Genomic DNA, 25850 nt, shown 5'->3' on the forward strand with positions numbered 1-25850 from the left:
AGTGGAGGTCTGCTCGAAGCCGAAGAGCTGAGTGCAGTCCTCCGCCCGGGGTGGCTGCAGACTGCTGCCGCGGAACGCGGCGTGATAAGCGGAAGATTCCTCGCATGCGCTCGCAATGACAACGATTGACCGACGACCCCTCGACGGAGCTCGGGGGTCGAGGAGGGATCGTTTTTCGCCTGCGCTATACTTTTCACCTTTGTCTTTTTAACCCGCCTGCGGCGGCTTGACTTTGCTCACGCTCGGCAGAGCCCGCAAGCGGACTCTGCTCTTGCTTAACCGCAAAGTTCCCCTTTCACTTTGTCAAGCCGTCGTTGGCGGATGAAAAATGATCGATGTCGATAGCCAATTTCGAATTACTCCGCGATCACGCCCGAGCCGATGAGTTCGTCGCCGTCGTACCAGGCCGCGAACTGTCCGGGCGTGATGCCGCGCTGGGGGCGGTCGAAGAGGAGGTAGCCGCCCGAGGCACGGACGAAGAGCCGGGCCGCCTGCAACGGCTGGCGGTAGCGGATGCGGACCTCGAAACGCCGGCTTTCGCCCGCGGCGAGGGCCCGTGCGGGGTTGACCCAGTGAATATCCCCGGGTGCGATATGCAGCGCCGGCCGCCACAGCCCGGGATGTGCATCGCCCTCGCCCACGTAGATCGCATTCGCCGCAACGTCCGTAGCCAGAATGAAGAGCGACTCCCTGCGGCCGCCGATGCCCAGCCCCTTGCGCTGGCCGACGGTGTAGAAATGGGCTCCGTTGTGCTCGCCGATCTTCTTGCCGTCGCGCACCGTATAGCGCCACGGCGCCGCCAGGGCGGCCAACTCGGCGTCTGTCGGGTTGGCCCGGTCGCAGGGAACCGCCCGTTGGCCGAACTTGGGCCACGCGGGCAGGATTTCGTGTACATTGCCCCGCTTGGCCGCCAGCTGCTGTTGCAGAAAGACCGGAAGGTCGACCTTGCCTACGAAGCAAATGCCCTGCGAATCCTTGCGGCGCGCCGTGGCCAGCCCCTGCTCGGCGGCGATGCGCCGCACCTCGGGTTTGAGGAGTCCGCCCACGGGAAAGAGGGCCCGGCGCAGCTGCTCCTGCGAGAGCTGGCAGAGAAAGTAGCTCTGGTCCTTGTTGGGGTCGCTGCCGGCGAGCAGCCGGTAGACGGTCCGTCCGTCCGAGAGCACCTGCTCCGCCTTACGGCAGTAGTGGCCCGTGGCGACGAAATCGGCGCCCAGGCGCAGGGCTTCGGCGAGGAAGACGTCGAACTTGATCTCGCGGTTGCACAGCACGTCGGGGTTGGGCGTGCGGCCCCGCGCGTACTCCGCGAACATGTAATCCACGACCCGTTTGCGGTACTCGGCCGAGAGGTCCACGACGTGCAGCTCGATGTCCAGTTTGCGGGCTACCAGTTCGGCGAAAACGCGGTCGTCGTGCCACGGACAGTCGCCCTCGAGCGTGCCCGTGGTGTCGTGCCAGTTGATCATTAAGAGGCCCACCACCTCGTGTCCCTGCTGCTTGAGCAGCCAGGCCGCCACCGACGAATCGACGCCGCCCGAGAGTCCGATAACTACGCGTGCCATTTTTCGAGAATCATTTTGCGATGCGGAATGCCCGCTTCGAGGTAAACATCCGATACCGCCTCGAAGCCCAACTGCCGGTAGAACGGTACGAGGTGCGACTGGGCCGAGATGCACACGGGGGTGCCCCAGGTACGGCCGATGTAATCGAGCGCCGCGCGCATCATCGCCCGTGCCACGCCCCGGCGGCGGTGCTGGGACGCTACGGCTACCCGGCCGATGGATGCCTCGGCGCGGATGACGCCCGGCGGCACGATCCGCAGCACGCCGATCGTTTCGCCGTTGCCGACAGCCCTCAGAAAGAGGCAATGGGGATCGAGGTCGTCCAGGTCTTCGCAATCGACCCGTTGTTCGAGGTAGAAAACGGCCTGTCGCAGCCGGGCTGCGGCGTGCAGCTCGGCGGGGGTCATGCGGTCGAACGGTTGTATGCGAAACTCCATGGGGCGGTTACAGATCAGTCAGTCCCTCGGGCAGCACCAGGTGGATCGTGCGCTGCTCGAAATCGATGCGGGCGATGAACTCCTCGACGGCCGGAACCAGTACCTCGCGCCCCTCCAGGCGGAGTTCGAAGAGGGGGTTGGCCTCGCTGTCGTAATAGTCCGTGATCGTGCCGTGCAGTCGCCCGGTCTTTCCGCCCTCGCGGGCCTCGACCCGGAAGCCGATCAAATCCTCCGGATAGAACTCGTCGTCAGGCTCTTCTGCGGATGCTTCGAGGGTAAACTCCAGTCCCACGAGCTCCTGCGCCCGGCGCGCGGTGTCCAGATCTGCGAATGCCGCCACGGCGCCCGAAGCGCCCCGGCGTTCGAAGCGGTCGCACCAGAGCGGCACCTCCAGCGAATCGATGGTGACCGTAAGGGGCGTCGTCCGGGGATCGAAATCGGCGGGAAACGAGGCGTAGAGCGTGAGCGCCACGCCGCCGTCGGTGCCGAAAAGGCGGTTGATCCGGCCTCGGGGAGAGTTCATAAGCGGTTGAATTCAGGGTGTAAAATTACAAAAAAACGGCAAACCCGAGAGTTCGCCGTTCTTTATCCGAGCGTGCTGCTGCTTACTCTGCGGCCGGCGTTTCGGCCTCTGCGGCGGGTGCTTCCGTCTCGGGGGCGGCAGCGGCTTCCGCTTCGCGGGCTGCGGCTTCGGCTTCGGCTTTCTTCTCTTCGAGGGCCTTGATGCGCTCCTCCTTGATCTTGGCTTCGGCGGCCAGACGGGCTTTCTCGGCCGACTTGGCGTCGGTGGCCAGCTTGTTGGTCTTGGCCTCGATCTTGCCCTCCTTTTCGGTCATCCACTTGTTGAAGCGGGCTTCGGCTTCGCTCTCGGTGAAAGCGCCCTTGGCTACGCCACCCAGCAGGTGCTTCTTGTACATGACACCCTTGTAGGAGAGGATCGCCCGACAGGTATCGGTGGGTTGTGCGCCTTTGAGTAACCAATCCAGGGCTTTCTCGAAGCTCAGATCGATCGTAGCAGGATTCGTGTTGGGGTTGTAGGTACCCAACTTTTCGATGAATTTACCATCACGTGGCGCTCTGCTATCTGCGGCAACGATGTGGTAGAAAGCGAAACCTTTCTTACCGTGGCGTGCCAGACGAATTTTAACAGCCATTTGCTATAAAATTTTGATATAAGGTTAATAAAACGCTCACCCATTCGGGCTTTTAAGCCTGCAAATGTAGACAAAATATTCTGCACGGCAAAATAAATCGCGTCAAAATCTCGGTTCTCGGGCCACTTGCCGGCGGGACGACAAAGTACGTGAACAAAAAAGCCTGCCGAAGCAGGCTTGCAGGTGGTGATTCCGGCGCGGCTCGAACGCGCGACCGGCAGATTAGAAATCTGCTGCTCTATCCAACTGAGCTACGGAACCATCGCAGGATTGCGAGGCAAAAGTATGAATTTTGCGAGCATCTGCAAAATCTTTTCCGACAATTAGCCTCAAAACGGCAGCCCATTTTTCGATTCCGGCCCTTTCGGCCCGTGCGGGCATACATTTTGCAGTATGGCCCCGAAAAGATCGTACCATGAAAAAGGCTTGGGCTTACATTCTCCCCACATTGCTGGCGTTCGTCGTGGGCGGCATCGCAGGCTGGTTGCAGCAGGACGCGATCGAAAACTGGTATCCGCTGCTGGACAAACCGGCGCTGACGCCTCCCTGGTGGATTTTTCCCATCGCGTGGAGCATTATCTACCTCTGCATGGGCATATCGGCCGGGCTGGTGCTCAACTCCCACTCGGAAGTGCGGCGCAAGGTGACGACCCTGTGGTTCGTACAACTGGGATTCAACTTTCTGTGGAGCATCCTCTTCTTCGTCTGCCGTAGTCCGCTGCTGGGGATGATCGACATCGTGGTGCTCGACGCCCTTGTCATCCTCTATATCGCCTGGAGCGCGCCGGTGCGTCGCGCCGCCGCGTGGCTGTTCGTTCCCTATCTGTGCTGGATTCTCTTCGCAACCTACCTCAATGCGTGGATTCTGGCCGCGAACGGTCCCGGAATTTAGAGCCGTGCTGCATGGCCGATCAAAACGGAATACCTTTTGCAAGGAGAGCTATATCGATTTTTAACTAAATTTTCAAAACCATGAAAAAATTTTTACTTTTTATCGTCGCTGCGGCAGTCGGCTTCTCGGTCGACGCAGCTCCGCAGAAAGTCGATTTCGACAAACTGCCGAACAACTCGCAGGAGTTCATCCAGAAGAACTTTACCCGTGAAAAGGTGAAGGACGTGCAGATGGACCGCGAGGCGTCGTGGGACAAGTATACCGTGACGTTCAACAGCGGCACGCAGGTGTCGTTCGAGGGCGGCAGCGGCGACTGGTCGAAGATCGTCATGAAGGACGGCTACGTGCCCATGACCGTCATTCCGGTGAAGATTAAGTCGTACACGGGCGCCAACTATCCCCGCCTGGGCGTGGTGATGATCGAGACCACGGCCGACGGGTACAAGGTCAAGTTGCAGAACGGCACGTTCCTCGATTTCGACAAGGACGGCAACTACGTCAAGGCCACGAAATAATCCGCGTCGGCTTACGGAACCGGATCCGGCGTCCCGACCGATACTCGGGATCGGCAACCGGTGAAGCAGTATTTGAAAGAATACTGCTTTTTTCGTGTCCGGACCCGAGGGCCTGGTGTTGTGAGGGCGGCGTGTGATTTTCGGGCTGGGCGGCCAGGTTGCCGGTCCCGAGGTGCCTGCGGTTATCGCTCCTGCCGGGCGGCGTCGGGGCGCCGGGGCAGCGTCACCTCGATGCGCGTACCGTCCGTGCAGGCCGGGTCGATGCGGATCGTACCGCCCAGGTGGCCGACGATCAGGCGGCAGAGGTGCAGCCCCAGGCCGTTGCCCGGGCGGAACGTGTCGAGTTTGGTGAAGCGTTCGAAAACGTATTCGTACCGATCGGGCGGAATGCCGCAGCCGCTGTCCGTGACGGCGATCAGCACGCGGTCATCGCCCTCGCGGCGGCATTCGAGCCGCACGAAACCCCGTTCGGTAAACTTGCAGGCGTTGTCGAGCAGTGCCGACAACAGCAGGCCGATGTATTTCTCGTTGGTTATCATCCCGATCGGCTCGGCGGGAATGCGGTCCTCGTACCTCAGGTCCGGTTTGGGACAGCGCACCCGCATCGCCCGCAGCCGGGCACGGCACAGCGCGCAAATATCCGTATAGCGGCAGGGCAGCGGCTCGCTCAGATTCTCCAGACTGGCCGTTTCGAGCAGGTCGTCGAAAATGTAGCGCAGCTGGCGGCGGTTGTCGTGGATGATCTCGCAGTATTGGTTGTAGGCTTCGGGCGAGATGTCGTCGTCGCAGAGCAGCTCCGAGAATCCGGTGATGCAGTTGAGCGGCGTGCGGACCTCGTGGCACATGGAGTTGATGAAAGCCCGCTTCTTCTCCTCGCTCTGGCGGGCGTGTTCCATTTGCAGCAGCAGTTCGCGCTGGAGGCGTTTGGTGCGGCGGTAGCCGGCTCCGATGAATGCGACCGCGCCGCCTGCCAGCAGCAGCAGCGCCAGTACCCGGTGGAAAGCCCGTTTGTTGTGGCGGGCTCTGAGCAGCGTTTCGTCGAGCGCCAGGCGGTCCAGTTCGTAGGAGGCCTGCATCTCGCGGAGCTGCTCGCTCTGTTCAAGCCGCATGAGCGAGTCCCGGACTTTCACGGCCCGGGCGTAGGCGGCGGCCGCTTCGGCCTTGCGGTTGAGGGCCCTGAGCGCAAGGGCGCGGTTCTCGTAGCAGCGGATGAAACGGATTCCGCGCAGGCGGCGGTTCTCGGCGATGCGGATCAGCGAGTCGCAGCAGGCGGTCGCCTGCGTGTAGCGGCCGCGGTTGACGGCGTGGCGGTAGGCTGTGCGGTAGTAGCGTGCCCGGGCCATCAGCAGGTGCTGCTCGTTGACGGAGACGATGAATTCCGAGGGCCGGAAAGCGTACGGTTCGATCTGCTCCGAGCCCGCATGCGGGTCGTAGCGCAGGGGTTGCGCCGCCACCGATAGGGGCAGCAGCAGTGAGAGCAGGGCGATATGACGTAGGGTGCGCATCACTTGTCGAGCGGAATGGTGAAGAGGAAGCGGGCGCCCGCGGTATAGGTCGTATCCAGCCGGATCGTGCCGCCCAGGCGGTCGACGATGATGCGCGAGAGCGAGAGGCTCAGACCGGCCGAAGCCACTGTCCCGGCGGTGAAGGGGCGGAACAACTCCTCGCGGCGCGACGGCTCGATACCGCATCCCGTGTCGGTCACCTCGATGCGCAGCTCGCCGCGCACGGGGTCGAGGCGGTAGCAGAGCACGACGCTCCCCGCAGCGGTATATTTGCCGGCATTGTCCAGCAGCGCGCGGACGACGAACCGGAAGTACTTTTCGTGCGTCGGAATCCGGCATGCGGTGCCGGGTACGTCGATCCGGAAATCGATCGGTTTGTCGCGGTAGAGCCGCGCCGCGGAGAGCAATTCGGCGCGGCACGCCTCGTCGATGTCGGTCTCGTGGAGGCGCAGCGGTTCGCTCAGGCTGTCCAGGTTGGCCGCTTCGAGCATATTGTCGAGGGCCGAGAGCAGCACCTCGGTATTGCGCCGGATGGCGCGGAGGCTGTCCAGGCGGTCGGGCGAGCGCATCCCGGCCACGATCAGTTGCAGGGTCGAGGATTCGATCGCCTTGTAGGGCGGACCGATGCCCCGGCAGATCGAATTGATGAAATTCGATTTCATGCGTTCGCTCTCCTGCGCCTTAAGGCTGTGGCGGCGTATGTCGGCCTGGAGCCGCCTGTTGCGCCTGAGGGCCCGGTAGAGATAGGCCGCGGTCAGAAGCAGCACCGCGCCCACGGCCACCATCGACGCGGTCGCAACGGCCCGGTTGCGGATCGCCCGGCGCGTCTGGTCGAGCTTGCGGCGGTCCATCTCGTGCCGCAGGCGCAGCGTCCGGGCCCGCTCGCGGCGCTCGGCCGAGAGCAGCGAGTCCTGCACGCGGGTGGTGAGGGCATAGGCGTCGAACGCCTCGTCGTAGCGGCCGGCCAGTTCGAGGATGCGGCTGCGGTCGCGGTAGACCTGGTAGACTTTCGATGACTGGGGCAGGAAATAGCTCTTGCCCTCGCGGATGAGCCTCACGAGCGAATCGCAGTAAGCCAGGCTGCGGTCGTATTCGCGTTCGTTGGCGAGCCAGAGGTAGCCCAGTTCGTAGAGGTAGCTCTTGTTGCGTTGCAGGTCGCGGCCGCCGGCGTTCATCATCCGGCGGCGGAAAGCCTCGAAATGGCGCTCGGCATACTCCCTGCGGCCGATGTTCATGGCCCCCTGCAAGAGCTGCCGGTAGGGGTTGACGTAGCTGTTGTCCTTGTAGAGGTAGGGGCGGCGCCCCAGCTGTGCTTCTCGGGCGTAGTAGGCGTCCATCACGCCGATATAATCGCGGGTGAGCGCCTCCAGCTCCTCGTATTTCCGCGCCTGGTTGTAGGCCCCGCTCAGCACGTAGTAGATGATGTTGCATAAATTCTTGCGCACGAGGATGTTCGGCATGCGGTGCGTGAGGGCGTAGGCCTCCTCCCAGCAGGCCGTCTGGCAGACCATCGGACGCCGGATGCCCTGTTTGTGGTAGAGGAGGTTGACCCGCGCATACCCCTCGACCAACAGCCGGCGGGCCTTTTCGTAGACCGTCTCGTCGCCCTGCGCCTCCTCGCGGCTCCGCTCCACCACCCGGTGCGAGAGAGCGAGCGTCTCGTTGCGGTCGTATCCGCGGCTGAGGCGGTAGTACTCCACGGCCATCCGGGCATAGCTGTCCGCGCCCTCTTCGGGGGTGCCGGGCGTCAGTTCGCGCAGCTTCCGGATGCAGTATTCGAGCGAATCGGCCTTTTCGGGATAGAGGGCGTAGCGGGCGATGATCGGCACCACGGCGTTGGTCATGGCGTAGGTGTCGCCGGTCACCACGGCTTTCTGGAACAGGCGGATCGAATAGGAGAGGTTGAGCGGCGTGTCCTCGTTCAGGTCTTTCAGGTCGAGCAGCAGGCGGACCTGCCGCGCGGGGTCGGCCGTATGGGCCAGCACGTGCTGGAGACTGTCCGTGAGGGGCTGCTGCGCACGGGCGACGACCGTGCAGAAGAGCAAACAGAGTATCTGTACGGTTTGTCTGAGCGGGTGCATAAGGGATCGTTGCGGAATTTGTGCGCTAAAGTAGTGAAAAAAACGGACCGGGCAATGATTCCGGTCCGTTTTATCGTCTCGATGGCCCTGTCGGACTTATTTGAGGTACTTGTCGAGGTACATTTTCAACTCGCGCGGCATGACGGGTTTGGTGATGAAACCGTTGCAGCCGGCCTCTTCGGCCGTGCGGCGGTCGGTATCGAACGCATAGGCCGTCTGCATGATGACGGGCAGGTCGGTCGTGTGGCGGCGAATCTCCTTGAGGGCTTCGATTCCGTCCATGATGGGCATCTTTATATCCATCAGTACGGCGTCGGGGTGGCGCTCCAGGGCGTAGTCTACGGCTTCGCGGCCGTTCTTGGCCCAGAGCAGATCGTACTCCTTGCGGAGGATTATCTCCAGCAGCTTGTAGTTGCTTTCGACATCTTCTGCTATCAGAATCAGTGGTTTGCGGTCATTCTTGGGTGTGTCGGTCATGGCTTGGCGCATTGCTCTTGCGGCAAAGGTAATCAATTTTTCGAAATACGAGAGGCCGATCAGCGGTAAAATGTTCCCTCCCACACGGCGGTATTGCCCGCTGTGTCGCTTACCGAGAGCCGTGCGCGGTGGCTGCCGTGCGTCGGCGGCGTGTCGAACCTATGGACCAGCGTGCCCTGCATCGGAAAGCGGTCCGCGGGAACCCACCGGCCGTCGATGAGCAGCGTCCAGCGGGCTACGCCCGCGAAATTGTCCGCCACTCGGAAGCGCAAGGCGACCGCTCCGGAAAGTGAGGCTCCGGGCTTGAAAAGGGGAGTGATCCGCGGGGGCAGGGTGTCGGCCACCACCGTCAGGACGTCGGTCGAGCGGGTCCGTGCCGTGACGCGGCCCGCCGCATAGCTCCCGCCGACCGGGATGGCCCGGCCCTTGCGGTCGCGGGCCGCCATGAGGGTGCGCAGTTGCAGGGCGTGCGGCACCTCGGCGCGCACAGAGACCTCTATGGGGTGCGCCAGCGGTGTGTCGAAGCTGAAAATGCGGTAGGCGGGCGAGAGCACCACTACGCCCGAATCGAGTTGCGGGACCTCGCACGCTTCGGGACGGCAGTATAGCGTTTCGTAAACCGCTCCGGCCGGGATGCGGGCCGTGAGGCCGAAACCGAGGCTTACGGCGCTCTCGCGGTCGGGCCGCACGACCGCGGCAGCGCTGTCGGCCACGGCGCGGAACCCGCCCTCGCGGCCGCGGATGTCGAACTCCAGCAGCGACACGTTGCCCGAATCGTCCTCGGCCTCGATCCCCAGGCGGCGTACCTCACCCGGGGCCGTGCGCACCAGCCCGCGCTCGCGCAGGATGGGGTAGAAACACTCCGGTGCAGCTTCGAGCCGGGCCAGGCGGATGACCTCGTTGCGCGAGCCGAGTTGCAGGGGGTAGCAGCTCACCGCGTCGGAACTGCGCGCCAGGTCGTGCGTGAAGCCGTCCTGCCGGTATTCGAAACAGGGTTCCCCGTCGAGCAGTGCCGTGACGCGCCACAGGCCGAACGAGTTGTGGACGCCGTTGCGGCGGTCGGTCGCCTCGACGACGAAATAGCCCTTGCGGCCCGTCTCGACCGGCCGGTCGTGCGTCAGGCGGTAGCGCCCCTCGGCGGTGCGGACCACGGCATAGCTGCGGGGTGCGGTGTGTGCGCACACACCGTCGATTCCGACCGTGTCGACCTCTATGTAGTGGATGCGCAGGATGCGCGGCGGCAGGTCGTCCTGCGGCCGGAGAATCCCCTCGCGCACGAGGTTCCGGAGCCGCTGCGTGGGGGTGTCGCGCAGTTCGTAGTGGAGGTGGGGCCCCAGCGAGCCGCCGCTGTTGCCCGCATATCCGATCAGCTCGCCCTGCCTGACGGGCCATTGCCCGGGGCCGAAATGCAAATCGACCGTGTTGGCCCGGCGGCGGTAGCGCTCCGTGCGCACGTGCTCCTCCAGGTCGTCGCGGAAGCGCTGGAGGTGGCCGTAGACAGCCGTCGTGCCGTTGCGCAGGGTGAGGTAGATTGCGCGGCCGTAACCGCCCGGCGCAACGGTCACGCGCGAGACGTAGCCGTCGGCCGCGGCCACCAGCTCTTTGCCCTCCACGCCGTCGGTCTTGATGTCCACCCCGGCGTGGAAGTGGCCGGGGCGCAGTTCGCCGAAATTGGCCGAGTAGAGCCCCGCGACCCCGCGCACGGGGAAAACAAAGTCGGCGGGGTCGAGCCGCTGGGCCTGCGCCCCGCCGCAGAGAAAGAGCGATAGAAAGATCAGAATTCGTCGCATGAATCGTCGGTGTCGGTCGCCAGCGCCGCAGCCGCTTCGAGCACGGCGTCGTACTCGTAGCCGAGCGAAAGTCCGTAGCGTATCAGTTTGGTTTTCAATTCGTAAGGAGTGCCGTAGCGCACCGTCCGGGCCTTGCGTTGCAGTTGCTGCCGAAGCCGTTCGGCCATGTCGGGGCGCTCGGCGGCGGCCAGCGCCTCGTCGATCAGCTCTTTCGGGATCTCCTTGCGCCGGAGGGCCGTGCGGATCTTGTATTCGCCCCAGCCGCTCAGCCGCAGTTTTTCGCGCACGAAAGCGGCGGCGTAGCGGCCGTCGTCGATGAAGCGCTCGGCGACCAGCCGCGCCAGCACCCGCTCGGCCTCGGCGGCCGGAAGCCCCCAGCCGCGCATCAGCCGCCGGGCGTCGCTCTCCGCCTTTTCGGCCCGCGCCGCGAGCCGCCGCAGGGCCGCAAGGGCCTCCTCGGGCGTCTTGGCCCGCTTCTTCACGCCATCCGGCTGCATACCATGCGGGGTTTTCCGAAGAGGTCCTCTCGCACCTCGGTCGCGGTGTAGCCCTCCGAGGCGAGCATCCGGCGCATGTAGTCGGCATAGAGGTGGTAGATTTCGAAATAGAGCCGGCCTCCGGGGCGCAGCATCCGCCGCCCGGCCCGCGCAATGGCGCGGTAGAACAGCAGCGGGTCGTCGTCGGGGACGAAGAGCGCCCGGTGGGGTTCGTGGTCGCGGACGTTGGTGTGCATCGTCGCAAGGTCGCGCTGCGGCACGTAGGGCGGGTTGGAGACCAGGGCGTCCATCGGTTCGGGGAAAACCTCCGCCAAATTCGTCAGAGCATCGGCCCGGCGGAGGGTCACGGCGGCCCCCAGCGTGCGGAAATTTTCGGCGGCCACGGCGAGCGCCTCCTCCGAGAGGTCGGCGGCGAAGACACGCGCGTCGGGCAAGGCGAGGGCCAGCGTGGCAGCGATGCAGCCGCTGCCGGTACCCACGTCGAGCAGCGCGCGGCTGTCGTGCTCCGCATCGAGGACCCAGGCCGTGAGCTCTTCGGTCTCGGGCCTTGGGATCAGCACCCCCTCGCGCACGGCGAAGCGGCGGCCGCAGAACCAGGCGCCGCCTACGACGTATTGCAAGGGGCACCCGGCGCTCAGGCGGGCCGTGACGGCCTCCAGCTCCCCGCTTCGGACCGGAGCCGCGGGGTCGGCGAGCAGCGCCGGCAGGGGGACGCCCTCCAGCTCGGCGAGGACCGTCCGGGCGATGGTGCGGGCTTCGCGTGCGTCGTAAAGCGGTGCGAGGGCCTCGGCCATGCGGCCGACGGCCTCGTGCCGGGTGAGTCCGGCAGCCGCGAAAGCGCCCTCCATCAGCGGATGAAATTGGCCAGGGCGATGGCCACGGCGGCTTCGACGACCACCGCGCCGCGCAGGGCGACGCAGACGTCGTGGCGGCCGCGGATCGTCAGCGGTTCGACCCGGTTGGTGGCCAGGTTGTAGGTCATCTGCTCGCGGCCGATGCTCGGCGTGGGCTTGATGGCCGCGCGGACGATGAGCTCGTTGCCGTTCGTCACGCCGCCGTTGATGCCTCCGGCGTTGTTCGTAAAGGTCGTGCCCTCGAAATCGGCGATGGCGTCGTTGTTCTGGGAACCGCGCAGCCGGGCTGCGGCGAATCCGTTGCCGAACTCGACCCCCTTGACGGCCGGGATCGAGAACACGAGGTGGGCGATCATGCTCTCGGTCGAGTCGAAGAAAGGCTGACCCAGCCCCACGGGCACGCCCGCGACGCGGCACTCGACGATGCCGCCCACGGAGTCCTTTTCGGCCGCCGCCGTGCGGAGCACCTCCTCGAAGCGGGCCGGGTCGGTGCATCCGCCGATCTCCGTGAGACGGGTCGTGAAGCACATGCTCGCCGGCAGTATCTTCTTGGCGACCACTCCGGCGGCCACGAGCGCCACCGTCAGGCGGGCCGAGAAATGGCCGCCGCCGCGCGGGTCGTTGAAGCCGTTGAACTTGTGGTAGGCTACCTGATCGGAGTGCGAGGGGCGGTAGTGGCGCGTCACGGTATCGTAGTCCTGCGAATGGACGTCGCGGTTGGCGAACTCGATCGTCAGGGGCGCCCCGGTGGTGTGGCCGTTGTAGATGCCCGTGACCAGCTGCGGAATGTCCGGTTCGCGGCGCGTCGTCGTGCCGCTGGCGCCGCTGCGGCGGCGTGCGAGGTCCTGCTCGAAATCCTCGGGTGCGAGCGGAATGCCTGCGGGAATGCCGTCGATCGTCACACCGATCTGCGGTCCGTGCGACTCGCCCCAGATGGCGAGCCGGAAATTTTGTCCGAATTGATTCATGCCATGCTGATTTTGATTCGTTCCATATCTTCGAAGAAGCCCGGATAGCTCTTCGATACGCATTCGGCCCCGCGGATGGTGACGGGACCCTCGGCGCGGAGGGCCGCCACCGCGAGCGACATGGCCATGCGGTGATCGCCGTGGCTGGAGACCGTAGCCGGGCGGATCGAGCCGCCGCGGATGCGCATCACGTCCGGCTCGGAGGTGTCGACCTCGATACCCAGGCGGCCGTACTCCGAGCGGATGGCTTCGGCGCGGTCGCACTCCTTGAGCGGGAGGCGCGACGTGCCCCGGAGGGTGCTCACGCCCTCGGCCGCAGCGGCCAGAGCGGCCAGCGCCGGAAAGAGGTCGGGGCAATGGGTGGCGTCGAATTCAAACGCGTGCAGGGGCCGCCGGGACGCCGTGACCCGCTCCGCTTCGTGAATTACGGCTGCGCCCGCGCGCACGAGGGCCGTCGTGACGGCCGTGTCGGCCTGCCGCGAAAGCGTCGAGAGGTTGCCAACGGTTACCTCGCCCGCAATCGCGCCGGCCGCCAGCAGCATCGCTGCGGCGCTCCAGTCCCCCTCGATGTCGAACGAGGCGGCGCGGTAGCGCTGGCCGCCGGGAATGTAGAACTCCGAGTAGTCGTTGTGGCAAATTTCGACCCCGAAGCGCGCGGCGGTGTCAATCGTCATATCTAAATAAGGTGTAGAGACCGCATCGTGCACCCGCAGCGTGGTATCCATCTCGGCGCAGGGCAGCGCCAGCAACAGCCCCGTGACGAACTGCGACGAGACGGAGCCGTCCACCGTCACCTCTCCGCCGCGGAGCGGGCCGCACACCCCCAGCGGGAGGAAGCCGTCGTTGTCGCGCACCCGGACGCCCAGCTGCCGGAGCGGCTCGGTCATCATCCCCATCGGACGTTGCAGCAGCGAGCCCTCGCCCTCGATACGGAGGGGCTTTGCGCACAGCGCGGCGATGGGGGTGAAGAGCCGCGCGGCCAGCCCCGATTCGCCCACCCGCAGCACGTCGGCGGCGGGGGCGAGGCCTCCTTCGATCGTGAGTTCGTCCTCTTCGGTGCGGCTGACGCGGGCGCCGAGCGTCTCGATGCACCGCAGGGCCGAGCGCGTATCGGAGCAGTACTCCACGTTGCGCAGCACCGACACCTCGTTCGACAGCAGCGCGGCGGCCAGGGCACGTTGTGCGTAGCTTTTCGAACAGGGCGGCGTCAGCGTGCCTCGGACGCGGCCCGGGTATATGGTTTTATCCATCCTGTTTTCGCAACTTGTCAGCCGGTCGCCCGGCCTTAGATCGCTGTTCGGGCGGAGGCTGTCATCGACCGCCCCTCCCGATTCTTAATTCTTAATTTTTAATTTTTAATTCTTAATTCTTAATTCTTGGCCCCCCGGTTCTTCATCTCCTGCGTGAGCTGGTGGCTCTTTTTCAGTTCGAAATGCTGTCCGAGGTAGACCTTGCGGACCATCGGGTCGGCGGCCAGCTCTTCGGCAGAACCCGTTTTGAGAATCTTGCCCTCGTAGAGCAGGTAGGTGCGGTCGGTAATGGCCAGCGTCTCGTCGACGTTGTGGTCGGTGATGATGACGCCGATGTTCTTGTGCTTCAGGGTGGCCACGATCGACTGGATGTCCTCCACGGCGATGGGGTCCACGCCCGCGAAAGGCTCGTCCAGCAGGATGAAAGCCGGGTTGATGGCCACCGCGCGGGCGATTTCCGTGCGCCGCCGCTCGCCGCCCGAGAGCTGGATGCCCAGGCTCTTGCGCACCTTTTCGAGGCGGAACTCCTCGATCAGCGCCTCGACCCGCTCGGCCTGGTACTCTTTCGAAAAATCGGTCATCTCCAGCACGGCCCGGATATTGTCCTCAACCGAGAGGTGGCGGAAGACCGAAGCCTCCTGCGCCAGATAACCCACGCCCATCTGCGCCCGCCGGTAGACGGGCATGTCCGTCAGCTCGGAGACCTCGCCCCGGTCGTTTTCCAGGAAGATGCGTCCCTCGTTGGGTTTGATGAGCCCCACGATCATGTAGAACGTGGTGGTCTTGCCGGCTCCGTTGGGACCCAAGAGGCCGACGATCTCACCCTGGTTGACATCGATGGTGACGTGGTTGACCACGGTGCGGGATTTGTATTTTTTGACGAGTTCGCTGGTGTAAAGACGCATGCGGTTGGGGGAATAAATTTTTCACAAAGTTATGCTTTTTTCCCAAAATTTTTTTATCTTTACGTTGAATTTTCTGATTTAAAGCATACAAACGGCGAAATGAAACAAAACGATTCATCCCTGTTGCACGCGAAACTGAAAGCGTATTTCGGTTTCTCATCGTTCAAAGGGAACCAGGAAGCAGTGATCCGCAATGTGTTGGAGGGGAAAGATACGTTCGTGCTTATGCCGACCGGGGGCGGGAAATCACTCTGCTACCAGCTGCCGGCGCTCTTGATGGAGGGTGTGGCGATCGTCATCTCGCCGCTGATCGCCCTGATGAAAAACCAGGTCGACGCCATGCGCACCTTTTCGGCCGAGTCGGGCATCGCCCATTTTCTCAACTCATCGCTCAACAAGACCGCCGTGGCGCAGGTGCGCGAGGACGTGCTCTCGGGCAAGACCAAACTCCTCTATTTCGCCCCCGAGTCGCTCACCAAGGAGGACAACGTGGCCTTTCTGAGGCGGATCAAGGTGTCGTTCTACGCCATCGACGAGGCGCACTGCATCTCGGAGTGGGGCCACGACTTCCGCCCCGAGTACCGCCGCATCCGCCCGATCATCAACGAGATCGGGTCGGCGCCGCTGATCGCCCTCACGGCCACGGCCACCCCCAAGGTGCAGCTCGACATCCAGAAGAACCTCGGCATGTCCGACGCCGCGGTGTTCCGCTCGTCGTTCAACCGCCCCAACCTCTACTACGAAATACGGCCCAAGCACAACGTCGACCACGACATCATCCGCTTCATCCGCCAGATGGAGGGCAAGAGCGGCATCATCTACTGCCTGAGCCGCAAGAAAGTCGAGGAGCTGACCGAACTGCTCGTGGCCAACGACATCAAGGCCCGCGCCTACCATGCGGGCATGGACGCCTCGACCAGGGCCGCCAACCAGGACGACTTTCTGATGGAGCGCGTCGACGTGATCGTGGCCACGATCGCTTTCGGCATGGGTATCGACAAGCCCGACGTGCGCTATGTGATCCATTACGACATCCCCAAGTCGCTCGAGGGATACTACCAGGAGACGGGCCGCGCGGGGCGCGACGGCGGCGAGGGATACTGCCTGACGTTTTACAGCTACAAGGATATTCAGAAGCTCGAAAAGTTCATGCAGGGCAAGCCCATCGCCGAGCAGGAGATCGGCAAGCTGCTCCTCTTGGAGACGGTCTCCTATGCCGAGAGCTCCATGTGCCGCCGCAAGACGCTGCTGCACTATTTCGGCGAAGACTACACCGAGGAGAACTGCGGCTGCTGCGACAACTGCCGCAACCCCAAGCCCCGCATCGACGCCAAGGCCGCACTCAGGATGGCCCTCGAAGCCCTCCGCGAGATCGGCGACAAGTTCAAGGCCGACTACCTCATCAACGTACTGGTCGGGAAGACGACGGCCCTGATCAAGAGCTACGGACACAACAAATCCAAATGGTTCGGCGCGGGCGCCGGGCACGACGCCCGGTTCTGGGGCGCGGTGATGCGCCAGGCGCTCATCCTGGGGCTGATCGACAAGAACATCGAGAACTACGGCCTGGTCTCGGTCAACAAGCGGGGCGAGGGCTTCATCGCCATGCCGTTCCCGGTGACCGTCACGCTCGATCACGACTACGACCAGGAGGAGGCGCAGGCCGAAACCGTGGCCCCGATGGGAAAGGGCGGGGCGGCCGACGAAGAGCTCTTCTCGATGCTCAAGGACCTGCGGAAAAAGGTGGCCAAGAAGCACGACCTGCCGCCTTTTGTCATCTTCCAGGACCCCTCGCTCGAGGACATGGCCGTGCAGTACCCCGTCACCCTCGAAGAGATGCAGAACATCACGGGCGTCGGAGCCGGCAAGGCCCGCAAGTTCGGCGAGGAGTTCGTGCGCCTGATAAAGGCCTATGTCGAGGAAAAGGAGATTATCCGCCCGCAGGACATGGTCGTCAAGTCGGTGGGTACCAAGTCGGGAAACAAGATATTCATCATCCAGGCCATCGACCGCAAGATGGATTTCGAGGACATCGCCCGCGCCAAGGACCTCGATTTCGACGAACTGCTCAACGAGATCGAGGGCATCGTCAACTCGGGTACGAAGCTCGACATCTCCTACTACCTCAAGGAGTTCATGGACGAGGAGAAAGTCGAGGACATCTACCTCTATTTCAAGGAGGACGCCGAGAGCGACTCGTTGGACGCCGCCATCGGGGAGCTGGGGGCCGACTACACCGAGGAGGAGATCCGGCTGGTGCGGATCAAGTTCATGTGCGAGCAGGGGAACTGAGGCAATTAAAAGTTAAAAATTTAGAATTAAAAATTAAAAATAAAGGTTTGGGAGGCGTGTTTTCGAAATTCGCATCCGCCCGGCGGCAGAGCCGGAACAGAGCCCTGTCATTCGCCCGTCGCGGGCAGGCCGATCCTCTCCAGGGGTTTCTTTCCGGAAATCCATTTCGGTAAGCCGTCCGTCGCCGGAAGCGATTGCGACCGGGCCGCCGGCAGCAAACCGCCCGGAGAAAGTGAACCACCGTAAACCGAACATAACCTAAATTTCGAGTGCCTATGAACAAGAAGACTTTTACTTTGGCGTTGCTGTTTCTGCTGCTTGCGCTCGCCTGGTTCGGTGTTTCGATCTATTGGGCCGTGACGCGGGCCAACTGTGTCGGAACGTTCGATCTGGTCGTGGGCGCCATCTTCGTGGCGGCGGGTGCCGCCATGGTTTACAACGAGTTCTGCAAGAAGAAGCGCAAGCACCTCGACGAGGTCAACAGGTACAAAATTCCGTAGCCGGGAGCGTGCCTGGTGTTCGCTCGGCGCGTGAGGCGCGCTTGAATTGAGTTTTAGGCCGGAGGGGTTTTTCGGCCGCGAGCCGCGGGGTGGTACGCTTCGGGGCGGGAGCCGGTCTGGCCGGCTGCCGGATGGGCGCGCTGCCGGGAGAATAATGTGTTTCTAATAGACGAGTAATATGAGAATCAACTGGATGCAGATCGTACGGCTGGTGATGATGGTGCTGGCGATTGCGGGTATTATCTACGCCATCGAATACATGGAGCGCGGCATCGCGGTGTGGTTCTGGGTCGCACTGCTGGGCATCGGGTTCGTGGGACTGCTCTACACGTTCCGCCTCACGCAGCGCCGTACAATTGCCGCACGCCGCGAGCAGGCCCGGCGGGAGAAAAAACGCGGGCGCAAATCCCGTCGCTGAACCGCTCGGAGCCCAAAGACGGTTCCGGTCGCAGTTTCCGGCTTACGCTTGCCTTTCGTGCGATTCCGCTTCTCGGCCAATGTCTTTGCCGTTCTTTCTATTTGCGTAATTATTCGTATCTTCACGCCCTAAACAAGAGGCAATGACGGAGGTAAGGGCTAAAAAGTCGCTGGGACAGCATTTTCTCACGGACCTGAATATCGCGCGCAAGATTTGCGACGCCCTGTCGGGCGGCAGCGCCGGGGATCCCGCTCCGGTGCTGGAGGTCGGCTGCGGCATGGGCGTATTGACGCAGTTCCTGTTGCGGCGTTCGGACATCGTGACCTGGGGCGCCGAGATCGACCCCGAAAGCGTCGCCTATTTGCAGATGCACTATCCCGCGTTCACCCCGCGGCTCGTGGCGTGTGATTTCTTGCAGATGGACCTTGCGGAGCGCTTCCCGGACGGGGTGCGGATCATCGGCAATTTCCCTTACAACATCTCGTCGCAAATCTTCTTCAAGGTCCTCGAAAACCGCGACCGGGTGCCCGAATGCGTGGGCATGATCCAGAAAGAGGTCGCCGTGCGCCTGGCCGAGCCGCCCGGTTCGAAAGAGTACGGCATTCTGTCGGTGCTGTTGCAGGCGTGGTACGACATCGAGTACCTCTTTACCGTCAACGAAACGGTCTTTTCCCCGCCGCCCAAGGTCAAGAGTGCCGTCGTGCGGCTGCGGCGCAACTCTACGGAGCGTCTCGACTGCGACGAGCGGCTGTTCGTCCTGGTCGTGAAAGCCGCTTTCGGCCAGCGCCGCAAGATGATCCGCAACTCCCTGCGTGCCGCGTTCGGCGATTTCCGCGGCGCCGAGCATCCGTTCTTTACGCGCCGTGCCGAGCAACTCTCGGTCGGCGAGTTCGTGGAGCTGACCCGCTGGGTCGCGGACAAGTTGAAAAGTGAAAAGTGAAAGGTGAAAGGTGAAAGGTGAAAGGTGAAAGGTGAAAGGTGAACTTTTCACCTTTCACCTTTCACATCCCCTGCGACGACGGTCACCAGCTCTTCCGGGGCGAGGTAGCGCGCGGCCAGGCGCTGCACGTCGGCGGGGGTCATGCGGCGGATGCGGTCGATATTCTCGTCGATGACCGCGTTCGAGCGGCCGCAGAGGATGTTCTCGATCGTCACGTCGGCGATGCCGAACGGGCCGTCGAGGATGCGCATCATCTCGCCCACCATGATGTTGCGGACCAGCGACAACTCCTCGTCGCGCATCGGTTCCCGGCGGAGCCGCTCGATCTCTGCGTAAATCTGCGCAAGGGCATTCGCGGTCACCTCCGATCCGACCTGCGTGGCGACGGCCAGATACCCCGTCTTTTCGAAATTGACCATCGCTGCGACCACCCCGTAGGTGTAGCCGTGCGTCTCGCGCAGGTTCTGCATCAGCCGCGAACCGAAATACCCGCCCAGCGCCGTGGCCACGACCTGCATCCCCAGAAAATCGGGGTGCTGGCGTCCGAAGAGCAGCCGCCCAATGCGGATCGACGACTGCACGGCGCCCGGATGGTCGACCTGCGACCGGTGCTGCGTGCAGGGTTCCGGAAAGACGGTCTCGGGCGGCATGCCGCCGGGAAACTGCCCGGCCAGCGCCTCGATGGCCTGCCGCTCGGCCTCGCCGATGCGGCCGCTGCACACCACGAAGCCGTTCGAGGCGGTGTAGAACCGGCGGTAAAAGGTTTCGAGGTCGGCGCGCGCGAGGGTGTCGTATGCCTTTTCGTCGGTGCTCAGACCGTAGGGGTGATCGGGACCGAACAGGGCCGCAGCGAACGCTTCGCGCGCCTGGACATCGACTTTCGTGCGCTCGATCGCCAGTCGCTGCTTGCGCTTCGAGCAGTAGGTGCGCAGCTCCTCCTCGGGGAATGTGGGGTGGAGCAGGACCTCTTCTGCCACGGCGAGCGTCTGCGGAACGAACTTGGAGAGCATGGCGAAACTGATGTAGGCGCAGTCGCGGTCGACGTTCACGTCGAACCACGAGCCGTAGTAGTCGAGCTGCTCGGCGATCTGCTGCGCCGTCAGGCTGCGCGTGCCCTCCGAAAGCAGCCCGGCCGTGGCAGAGGCCGAGAAAGGGACCTGCTGGCGGGACGACCCGGCGCGGAATACGAACGAAAGGCGCAGCACCTCGAAATCGTCCGAGGGGAGCGTGTAGAGTTCCATGCCGTTCGCAAGCGTCGTGCGCTGTGCCTGCTGGATGGCGATCTTGTCGGGAATGGTGAGGGGCGGCTGTGTCATTTGGCTCGGTAAATCAGGGTGGATGCGTTCTCGTCGCGGAACGTGCGGCGGCAGAAAGCCGCGATGTCGTCGTAGCCGACACCCCGGTAGAGGTCGATCTCGCGGTTGACGAGTTCCAGGTCGCCGAGCATTTCGTAGTAGCCCAGGTTCATGGCCTTGTTCATCACGTTCAACTCGCCGAAGAGCGTGTTGGCTTCGAACTTGTTTTTCACCTTTTCGGTCTCGTAAGGCGTGGGCGGCTCGGTGCAGAGCGCGCGTATTTCGGCGCGGAACGCCTCCTCGACCGCGGCGGGTTCGACGCCCGGCAGCAGCTGGCCCGTGAAGACGAACAAGCCCGGATCGACATCGCCCGAGACGTAGGCGTTGACCGACGAGAGCAGCTTGCGCCCCTGGACCAGGCTGCGGTAGAGCCGCGCCGAATCGCCGCCCGAGAGGAGGTCCGAAACCAGGTCGGCCGTGTAGAATTCGGGCGAGGTGCGGGAGCCCATGTGGTAGGCGACCGTTACGGTCGTAGCCGGCACGTCGCGCTCGACCTCCTCGCGGCGGGGTGCCGTCTGCGCGGGTTCGGCGGGGATGGACGCGGGAGGCGAGGGCCGGTCGGCGAGCGGAGCGAACCACTTTTCCGCGAGTGCGAGCATCCGCTCCTCCTCGAGATCGGCCGAGATCGAGAGGATGGCGCCGGAGGGGTGGTAGTGGGCGCGGTAGAACGCTTCGACGTCGGCGAGCGTGGCGGCGGCGATGTGGTCCGGCCTAAGGCCGATGGCCGACCAGCGGTAGGGGTGGACCTTGTAGCAGAGCGCGCGCAGCAGCATCGTCTGGTCGCCATAGGGCTGGTTGAGGTAGCGCTGGCGGAACTCTTCGATCACCACTTTCTTCTCGGTTTCGAGTTTTTCGGGGGTGATGTCCAGCCCCTCCATGCGGTCGCTTTCGAGCCAGAGGGCCGTCTCGATGTTGTCCACCGGGAGCGTGATGTAAAAATCGGTGTAGTCGTTGTTCGTAAAGGCGTTGTTGTCGCCCGAAGCCATCTGTACCGGCAGGTCGAAATTCGGGACCCGGCGCGTGCCGCGGAACATGAGGTGTTCGAACAGATGCGCGAAGCCCGTGCGGCCGGGGTCCTCGTTGCGGGCGCCGACCTCGTAGAGCAGGTTGACCGCGGCCAGGCGCGAGGTTCGGTCGCGGTTGACGACGACCCGCAGGCCGTTGTCGAGTGTACGTGTGCGATAGGGAATCATTGCGGCAAAGATACGAAAAAAAGAACAGCGACAGAACGTGGTGACGCCATGTGAAAGTGGATTCTTGGGTGATTGTGAAGATTCGAATCGAGTGAATCCAAAAGTCCTGCCGCTGTTCGCAATTTTTGTAAGCATTCGAACGCCGCCGGACAAGAAAGGGAAAGCGGGCGCCGAAATTCCATTCCTCGGCTCTGGTAAACCGTTGTTGGCAAGACGACACACACCCTCCCCGGGTGAAGCATCTGCCAACAGTTTCAAAAATTTTACCAGAATTCAGGAATGTCGATACTTATGAATACGATATGTAAAGAACGCGCTTTTACGGGAAGCAAAAGTAATCATTTTTCCCGATTTGGCAACCCGTGTGTCCGAATGGCCTATTCTATGCGCCGTTTGCGTTATCGAAGCCTTTGCGCCGACCGGGAACTCGGGGACGGAGGTTCCGTATGCTGCCCGACGCCCTTTTTCGCCTGGAAAAACCGGATAATCCTTTCTCGGTTAACCGTTTTGCAAATCAGTGATTTCCCGTGGGTTCGCTGTGAAAGGAATCACACTCCGAGCTGTTAACGGAATAACACCGAAAAGTCAAAAAATGCAATCTTTTTGTACAAAAATAAGGGTGTTTTTTCCGGCGGAATTGCTATCTTTGCAACGCTTGTTCCATCCGAATCAGAGAAAAACACACATATAATTATTAAATTTCAACGAAATGGCAGAAAAGAAATTCATCACCTGCGATGGTAACTACGCTGCGGCCCATGTGGCCTACATGTTCTCGGAAGTCGCAGCCATCTATCCCATCACGCCCTCTTCGACCATGGCCGAGCTGGTGGACGAATGGGCCGCCCAGGGCCGCAAGAACATCTTCGGCGAGACCGTGCGGGTCGTCGAGATGCAGTCCGAAGCCGGTGCCGCCGGCGCCGTGCACGGCTCGTTGCAGAGCGGTGCGCTGACCTCGACTTTCACCGCCTCGCAGGGCCTGCTGCTGATGGTCCCCAACATGTACAAGATCGCCGGCGAGCTGCTCCCGGGCGTGTTCCACGTCTCGGCCCGCGCGCTGGCCGCGCAGTCGCTCTCGATCTTCGGCGACCACCAGGATGTCATGGCTACCCGCCAGACGGGCTTCGCCATGCTGGCCACCTCGTCGGTGCAGGAGGTCATGGACCTGGCCGGCGTGGCGCACATCGTCTCCTTGAAATCGCGCGTGCCGTTCCTCCATTTCTTCGACGGATTCCGCACCTCGCACGAGATCCAGAAGATCGAGCTGATCGACGAGGCTGCGCTGACGGCCATGTTCGACCGCGACGCCCTCAAGGCGTTCCGCGACCGCGCGCTCAATCCCGAGCACCCCGTCACGCGCGGTACGGCCCAGAACCCCGACATCTATTTCCAGACCCGCGAAGCCTCGAACAAATTCTACGACGCCGTGCCCGACATGGTGGCTGAGACGATGCAGGAGATTTCGCGCATCACCGGCCGCGAATACAAGCCGTTCGTCTACTACGGTGCGCCCGACGCCGAGCGCGTGGTCGTGGCGATGGGTTCGGTCACGGAGACCCTCAAGGAGACGGTCGACTACCTGCGCGCGCAAGGCGAAAAGGTGGGCGTGGTCACGGTACACCTCTACCGTCCGTTCTCGGTGAAATACCTGGGTCAGGTGTTGCCCGAGACCGTCAAGCGCATCTGCGTCCTGGACCGCACCAAGGAGCCGGGAGCCAACGGCGATCCGCTCTACCTGGACGTGGTGGAGGCTTTCGCTTCGTGCAAGGACATTCCCTGCGCGTGCAAGCCGCTGATCATCGGCGGCCGTTACGGCCTCTCGTCCAAGGACACCACCCCGGCGCAGATGCTGGCCGTCTTCCAGAACCTTGCGGCCAACGAGCCCAAGAACCAGTTCACGGTGGGTATCGTCGACGACGTGACGTTCCGCTCGCTGCCCGTCGGCGAGGAGATTTCGCTGGCCAAGCCCGGCACGTTCGAGGCTTTGTTCTTCGGCCTGGGCGCCGACGGTACGGTGGGCGCCAACAAGAACTCGATCAAGATCATCGGCACCACGACCGACAAGTACTGCCAGGCCTATTTCTCCTACGACTCGAAAAAGTCGGGCGGCTACACCTCGTCGCACCTGCGTTTCGGCGACCTGCCGATCACCTCGCCCTACCTGGTCACCACGCCCGATTTCGTGGCCTGCCACGTGCCCTCGTACGTCGACAAGTACGACGTGCTCAAGGGGCTGAAAGCCGGCGGTTCGTTCCTCCTGAACTCGGTGCACGACGCCGAGACCACCTGCCGCACGCTGCCCGACCACATGAAAGCGTACCTGGCGAAGAACCGCATCAATTTCTACATCATCAACGCCACCAAGATCGCCGCCGAACTGGGGCTGGGGTCGCGCACGAACACCATCATGCAGTCGGCGTTCTTCAAGATCGCAAACGTCATTCCGTTCGAGAAAGCCGTCGAGGAGATGAAACACGCCATCCTCAAGTCCTACGGCAAGAAAGGCGAGGACATCGTCAACATGAACTACGCGGCCGTCGACGCCGGCGGCGCTGCCGTCGAAAAGGTCGAGGTGCCCGCCGAGTGGGCCTCGATCGAGGAGAGCGGCTTCGCCCACGCCTCGGACGCCGCGTGCCCCGAGTTCGTGCGGAAGATCGTCGAGCCGATCAACGGCCTGAAAGGCGACGACCTGCCCGTCTCGGCTTTCAACGGCCGCGAGGACGGCACCTGGGAGAACGGCACCGCCGCCTGGGAGAAGCGCGGCATCGCCGTGAACGTGCCGGAGTGGATCATCGAGAACTGCATCCAGTGCAACCAGTGCGCCTATGTCTGCCCGCACGCCGTGATCCGTCCGTTCCTGGCCACCGAGGCCGAGGCGGCCGCTTCGGGCGTGGAGTGGAAGCAGGGCCTGGGCGAGACCAAGCAGTACAAGTTCCGCATCCAGCTCACGCCGCTCGACTGTACGGGCTGCTCCAACTGCGTGGACGTTTGCCCGGCCAAAGAGAAAGCGCTGGTGATGAAACCGCTCGAGTCGCAGCTGCCCCAGCAGAAGAACTGGGAGTGGATCAACAAAAACGTGGGTTACAAGCAGGTGGTCGACAAGACCCGGTCGGTCAAGAACCTCCAGTTCGCGCAACCCCTGTTCGAGTTCTCGGGCGCCTGCGCCGGCTGCGGCGAAACGCCCTACATCAAGGCTATTTCGCAGTTGTTCGGCGACAAGATGATGGTGGCCAACGCCACGGGCTGCACCTCGATCTACTCGGGTTCGGCCCCCTCGACGCCCTACTGCACCAACGCCGAGGGGCGCGGTCCGGCCTGGGCCAACTCGCTCTTCGAGGACAACGCCGAGTTCGGCCTGGGCATGCACATCGGCGTGGAGAAGCTCCGCGACCGCATCCAGCAGACGATGGAGGAGGCGATCGCCTCGTGCGAAAAATGCTCCGCCGAACTCAAGGCCGTGATGCAGGAGTGGATCGCCGCGCGCGGCTCGTCGTCGGCTTCGGCCGAGGTGACGGCGCGCCTGGTCCCGATGCTCGAAGCCTGCGGCTGCGACTACTGCCAAAAGATTCTCGAACACAAGGATTGGCTGGTGAAGAAATCGCAGTGGATCATCGGCGGCGACGGCTGGGCCTACGACATCGGCTACGGCGGCGTGGACCACGTGCTGGCCACGGGCGAGGACGTGAACATCCTGGTGGTCGACACGGAGGTCTACTCCAACACCGGCGGCCAGTCGTCCAAATCGACCCCCGTGGGTGCGGTGGCCAAGTTCGCCTCGAGCGGCAAGCGCATCCGCAAGAAAGACCTCGGCGCCATGGCCATGACCTACGGCTATGTCTACGTGGCCCAGGTTTCGATCGGCGCCTCGCAGCAGCAGCTCTTCAACGTGCTGAAAGAGGCCGAGGCCTATCCCGGTCCGTCGCTGGTGATCGCCTACGCGCCGTGCATCAACCACGGCATCAAGGGCGGCATGACCCGCACGCAGACCGTGGGCAAGGAGGCCGTGGCTTGCGGCTACTGGCACCTGTGGCACTACAATCCGCAGCTCGAAGCCGAAGGCAAAAACCCGTTCGTGCTCGATTCCAAGGAGCCAGACTGGTCCAAATTCCAGGATTTCCTGAAGAAAGAGGTGCGCTACACCTCGCTCCAAAAGGCGTTCCCGGCCGAGGCCGAGGAGCTGTTCCAGGCCGCCGAGCAGAACGCCCGGTGGCGTTACAACGGCTACAAGCGCCTGAGCGTGCTGGAGTATTAGTGCTCAACGATAAAAA

At 63.1% G+C, this 25850-nt stretch carries 22 protein-coding genes and 1 tRNA gene; 7 read left to right on the forward strand and 16 right to left on the reverse strand.

Annotated elements, in window-relative coordinates; all coding sequences use genetic code 11:
- Positions 1-356: 356 nt before the first annotated feature.
- The 5 genes from mnmA to ACMQ11_RS07220 form a co-directional block, all read right to left on the reverse strand.
- On the reverse strand, positions 357-1559 hold the full coding sequence (gene mnmA / locus ACMQ11_RS07200) for a tRNA 2-thiouridine(34) synthase MnmA (protein ID WP_418992089.1): 1203 nt from the start codon (positions 1557-1559) through the stop codon (positions 357-359).
- Entirely contained in the window at positions 1547-1996 is a 450-nt protein-coding gene (locus tag ACMQ11_RS07205; protein WP_418992090.1) for a GNAT family N-acetyltransferase, read from the reverse strand. Before ACMQ11_RS07205 ends, mnmA begins: the two co-directional genes overlap by 13 nt.
- Before the next feature lie 7 nt (positions 1997-2003).
- Positions 2004-2519, reverse strand: a complete 516-nt coding sequence (rimM, locus tag ACMQ11_RS07210; RefSeq protein WP_418992091.1) for a ribosome maturation factor RimM — start codon at positions 2517-2519, stop codon at positions 2004-2006.
- An 82-nt stretch (positions 2520-2601) separates the two neighbouring features.
- Positions 2602-3150: a 30S ribosomal protein S16 gene (locus ACMQ11_RS07215; RefSeq protein WP_418992092.1), complete on the reverse strand. Its 549-nt coding sequence runs from the start codon at positions 3148-3150 to the stop codon at positions 2602-2604.
- A 184-nt stretch (positions 3151-3334) separates the two neighbouring features.
- A tRNA-Arg gene (locus ACMQ11_RS07220) sits at positions 3335-3411 on the reverse strand.
- Between the two features lie 154 nt (positions 3412-3565).
- On the opposite strand from ACMQ11_RS07220, the gene ACMQ11_RS07225 reads away from it, so the two are divergent.
- Positions 3566-4042 carry a TspO/MBR family protein gene (locus ACMQ11_RS07225; protein ID WP_418992093.1) on the forward strand — a complete coding sequence of 159 codons (477 nt, stop codon included), beginning with the start codon at positions 3566-3568 and terminating at the stop codon, positions 4040-4042.
- Positions 4043-4122: 80 nt separating this feature from the next.
- Positions 4123-4557, forward strand: coding sequence for a PepSY-like domain-containing protein (locus ACMQ11_RS07230; protein WP_418992094.1), 435 nt, complete (start codon positions 4123-4125; stop codon positions 4555-4557).
- Between the two features lie 182 nt (positions 4558-4739).
- Here the strand turns inward: ACMQ11_RS07230 and ACMQ11_RS07235 are convergent, their stop codons facing one another.
- From ACMQ11_RS07235 to lptB, 9 genes are all read right to left on the reverse strand, one after another.
- Positions 4740-6062 (reverse strand): sensor histidine kinase, encoded by a 1323-nt coding sequence (locus ACMQ11_RS07235; protein ID WP_418992167.1) that lies wholly within the window; start codon positions 6060-6062, stop codon positions 4740-4742.
- The gene (locus tag ACMQ11_RS07240) at positions 6062-8143 is read right to left on the reverse strand and encodes a sensor histidine kinase (protein ID WP_418992095.1); all 2082 of its coding nucleotides are present in this window, start codon (positions 8141-8143) and stop codon (positions 6062-6064) included. The genes ACMQ11_RS07235 and ACMQ11_RS07240 overlap by 1 nt, the downstream gene beginning before the upstream one ends.
- Before the next feature lie 96 nt (positions 8144-8239).
- The gene (locus ACMQ11_RS07245) at positions 8240-8620 is read right to left on the reverse strand and encodes a response regulator (RefSeq protein WP_418992096.1); all 381 of its coding nucleotides are present in this window, start codon (positions 8618-8620) and stop codon (positions 8240-8242) included.
- A 59-nt stretch (positions 8621-8679) separates the two neighbouring features.
- On the reverse strand, positions 8680-10410 hold the full coding sequence (locus tag ACMQ11_RS07250; RefSeq protein ID WP_418992097.1) for a M23 family metallopeptidase: 1731 nt from the start codon (positions 10408-10410) through the stop codon (positions 8680-8682).
- Positions 10395-10907 carry a regulatory protein RecX gene (locus ACMQ11_RS07255; protein ID WP_418992098.1) on the reverse strand — a complete coding sequence of 171 codons (513 nt, stop codon included), beginning with the start codon at positions 10905-10907 and terminating at the stop codon, positions 10395-10397. Before ACMQ11_RS07255 ends, ACMQ11_RS07250 begins: the two co-directional genes overlap by 16 nt.
- Positions 10889-11755, reverse strand: coding sequence for a peptide chain release factor N(5)-glutamine methyltransferase (gene prmC / locus ACMQ11_RS07260; protein WP_418992099.1), 867 nt, complete (start codon positions 11753-11755; stop codon positions 10889-10891). The genes ACMQ11_RS07255 and prmC overlap by 19 nt, the downstream gene beginning before the upstream one ends.
- A complete protein-coding gene (locus ACMQ11_RS07265; RefSeq protein WP_418992100.1) occupies positions 11755-12729 on the reverse strand; it encodes a chorismate synthase in 975 nt (324 codons plus the stop codon). Before ACMQ11_RS07265 ends, prmC begins: the two co-directional genes overlap by 1 nt.
- Positions 12726-13979, reverse strand: a complete 1254-nt coding sequence (gene aroA, locus ACMQ11_RS07270; protein ID WP_418992101.1) for a 3-phosphoshikimate 1-carboxyvinyltransferase — start codon at positions 13977-13979, stop codon at positions 12726-12728. The genes ACMQ11_RS07265 and aroA overlap by 4 nt, the downstream gene beginning before the upstream one ends.
- A gap of 119 nt (positions 13980-14098) precedes the next feature.
- Positions 14099-14884 (reverse strand): LPS export ABC transporter ATP-binding protein, encoded by a 786-nt coding sequence (gene lptB / locus ACMQ11_RS07275; RefSeq protein WP_418992102.1) that lies wholly within the window; start codon positions 14882-14884, stop codon positions 14099-14101.
- Between the two features lie 99 nt (positions 14885-14983).
- Here lptB and recQ point away from each other — a divergent pair, with 99 nt between their 5' ends.
- From recQ to rsmA, 4 genes are all read left to right on the forward strand, one after another.
- Positions 14984-17176, forward strand: coding sequence for a DNA helicase RecQ (recQ, locus tag ACMQ11_RS07280; RefSeq protein WP_418992103.1), 2193 nt, complete (start codon positions 14984-14986; stop codon positions 17174-17176).
- A gap of 275 nt (positions 17177-17451) precedes the next feature.
- Positions 17452-17676 (forward strand): hypothetical protein, encoded by a 225-nt coding sequence (locus ACMQ11_RS07285; protein WP_418992104.1) that lies wholly within the window; start codon positions 17452-17454, stop codon positions 17674-17676.
- Positions 17677-17854: 178 nt separating this feature from the next.
- A complete protein-coding gene (locus ACMQ11_RS07290; protein ID WP_418992105.1) occupies positions 17855-18094 on the forward strand; it encodes a hypothetical protein in 240 nt (79 codons plus the stop codon).
- Positions 18095-18236: 142 nt separating this feature from the next.
- The gene (gene rsmA, locus ACMQ11_RS07295) at positions 18237-19034 is read left to right on the forward strand and encodes a 16S rRNA (adenine(1518)-N(6)/adenine(1519)-N(6))-dimethyltransferase RsmA (protein WP_418992106.1); all 798 of its coding nucleotides are present in this window, start codon (positions 18237-18239) and stop codon (positions 19032-19034) included.
- Positions 19035-19081: 47 nt separating this feature from the next.
- On the opposite strand, the gene ACMQ11_RS07300 is transcribed toward rsmA, so the two are convergent.
- The gene (locus tag ACMQ11_RS07300; RefSeq protein ID WP_418992107.1) at positions 19082-20350 is read right to left on the reverse strand and encodes a M16 family metallopeptidase; all 1269 of its coding nucleotides are present in this window, start codon (positions 20348-20350) and stop codon (positions 19082-19084) included.
- Complete coding sequence (locus ACMQ11_RS07305; RefSeq protein WP_418992108.1) at positions 20347-21582, reverse strand: M16 family metallopeptidase; 1236 nt, start codon at positions 21580-21582, stop codon at positions 20347-20349. The genes ACMQ11_RS07300 and ACMQ11_RS07305 overlap by 4 nt, the downstream gene beginning before the upstream one ends.
- A 709-nt stretch (positions 21583-22291) precedes the next feature.
- On the opposite strand from ACMQ11_RS07305, the gene nifJ reads away from it, so the two are divergent.
- Positions 22292-25834: a pyruvate:ferredoxin (flavodoxin) oxidoreductase gene (gene nifJ / locus ACMQ11_RS07310; RefSeq protein WP_418992109.1), complete on the forward strand. Its 3543-nt coding sequence runs from the start codon at positions 22292-22294 to the stop codon at positions 25832-25834.
- Positions 25835-25850 lie beyond the last annotated feature (16 nt).

This window comes from Alistipes sp., assembly GCF_048465575.1.
GTDB lineage: Bacteria > Bacteroidota > Bacteroidia > Bacteroidales > Rikenellaceae > Alistipes.

Excerpts from the sequence above, each read along its gene's own strand:
- mnmA (WP_418992089.1), bottom strand. The coding sequence starts at position 1,559 with ATGGCACGCGTAGTTATCGGACTCTCGGGCGGCGTCGATTCGTCGGTG.
- ACMQ11_RS07205 (WP_418992090.1), bottom strand. The coding sequence starts at position 1,996 with ATGGAGTTTCGCATACAACCGTTCGACCGCATGACCCCCGCCGAGCTG.
- rimM (WP_418992091.1), bottom strand. The coding sequence starts at position 2,519 with ATGAACTCTCCCCGAGGCCGGATCAACCGCCTTTTCGGCACCGACGGC.
- ACMQ11_RS07215 (WP_418992092.1), bottom strand. The coding sequence starts at position 3,150 with ATGGCTGTTAAAATTCGTCTGGCACGCCACGGTAAGAAAGGTTTCGCT.
- ACMQ11_RS07225 (WP_418992093.1), top strand. The coding sequence starts at position 3,566 with ATGAAAAAGGCTTGGGCTTACATTCTCCCCACATTGCTGGCGTTCGTC.
- ACMQ11_RS07230 (WP_418992094.1), top strand. The coding sequence starts at position 4,123 with ATGAAAAAATTTTTACTTTTTATCGTCGCTGCGGCAGTCGGCTTCTCG.
- ACMQ11_RS07235 (WP_418992167.1), bottom strand. The coding sequence starts at position 6,062 with ATGCGCACCCTACGTCATATCGCCCTGCTCTCACTGCTGCTGCCCCTA.
- ACMQ11_RS07240 (WP_418992095.1), bottom strand. The coding sequence starts at position 8,143 with ATGCACCCGCTCAGACAAACCGTACAGATACTCTGTTTGCTCTTCTGC.
- ACMQ11_RS07245 (WP_418992096.1), bottom strand. The coding sequence starts at position 8,620 with ATGACCGACACACCCAAGAATGACCGCAAACCACTGATTCTGATAGCA.
- ACMQ11_RS07250 (WP_418992097.1), bottom strand. The coding sequence starts at position 10,410 with ATGCGACGAATTCTGATCTTTCTATCGCTCTTTCTCTGCGGCGGGGCG.
- ACMQ11_RS07255 (WP_418992098.1), bottom strand. The coding sequence starts at position 10,907 with ATGCAGCCGGATGGCGTGAAGAAGCGGGCCAAGACGCCCGAGGAGGCC.
- prmC (WP_418992099.1), bottom strand. The coding sequence starts at position 11,755 with ATGGAGGGCGCTTTCGCGGCTGCCGGACTCACCCGGCACGAGGCCGTC.
- ACMQ11_RS07265 (WP_418992100.1), bottom strand. The coding sequence starts at position 12,729 with ATGAATCAATTCGGACAAAATTTCCGGCTCGCCATCTGGGGCGAGTCG.
- aroA (WP_418992101.1), bottom strand. The coding sequence starts at position 13,979 with ATGGATAAAACCATATACCCGGGCCGCGTCCGAGGCACGCTGACGCCG.
- lptB (WP_418992102.1), bottom strand. The coding sequence starts at position 14,884 with ATGCGTCTTTACACCAGCGAACTCGTCAAAAAATACAAATCCCGCACC.
- recQ (WP_418992103.1), top strand. The coding sequence starts at position 14,984 with ATGAAACAAAACGATTCATCCCTGTTGCACGCGAAACTGAAAGCGTAT.
- ACMQ11_RS07285 (WP_418992104.1), top strand. The coding sequence starts at position 17,452 with ATGAACAAGAAGACTTTTACTTTGGCGTTGCTGTTTCTGCTGCTTGCG.
- ACMQ11_RS07290 (WP_418992105.1), top strand. The coding sequence starts at position 17,855 with ATGAGAATCAACTGGATGCAGATCGTACGGCTGGTGATGATGGTGCTG.
- rsmA (WP_418992106.1), top strand. The coding sequence starts at position 18,237 with ATGACGGAGGTAAGGGCTAAAAAGTCGCTGGGACAGCATTTTCTCACG.
- ACMQ11_RS07300 (WP_418992107.1), bottom strand. The coding sequence starts at position 20,350 with ATGACACAGCCGCCCCTCACCATTCCCGACAAGATCGCCATCCAGCAG.
- ACMQ11_RS07305 (WP_418992108.1), bottom strand. The coding sequence starts at position 21,582 with ATGATTCCCTATCGCACACGTACACTCGACAACGGCCTGCGGGTCGTC.
- nifJ (WP_418992109.1), top strand. The coding sequence starts at position 22,292 with ATGGCAGAAAAGAAATTCATCACCTGCGATGGTAACTACGCTGCGGCC.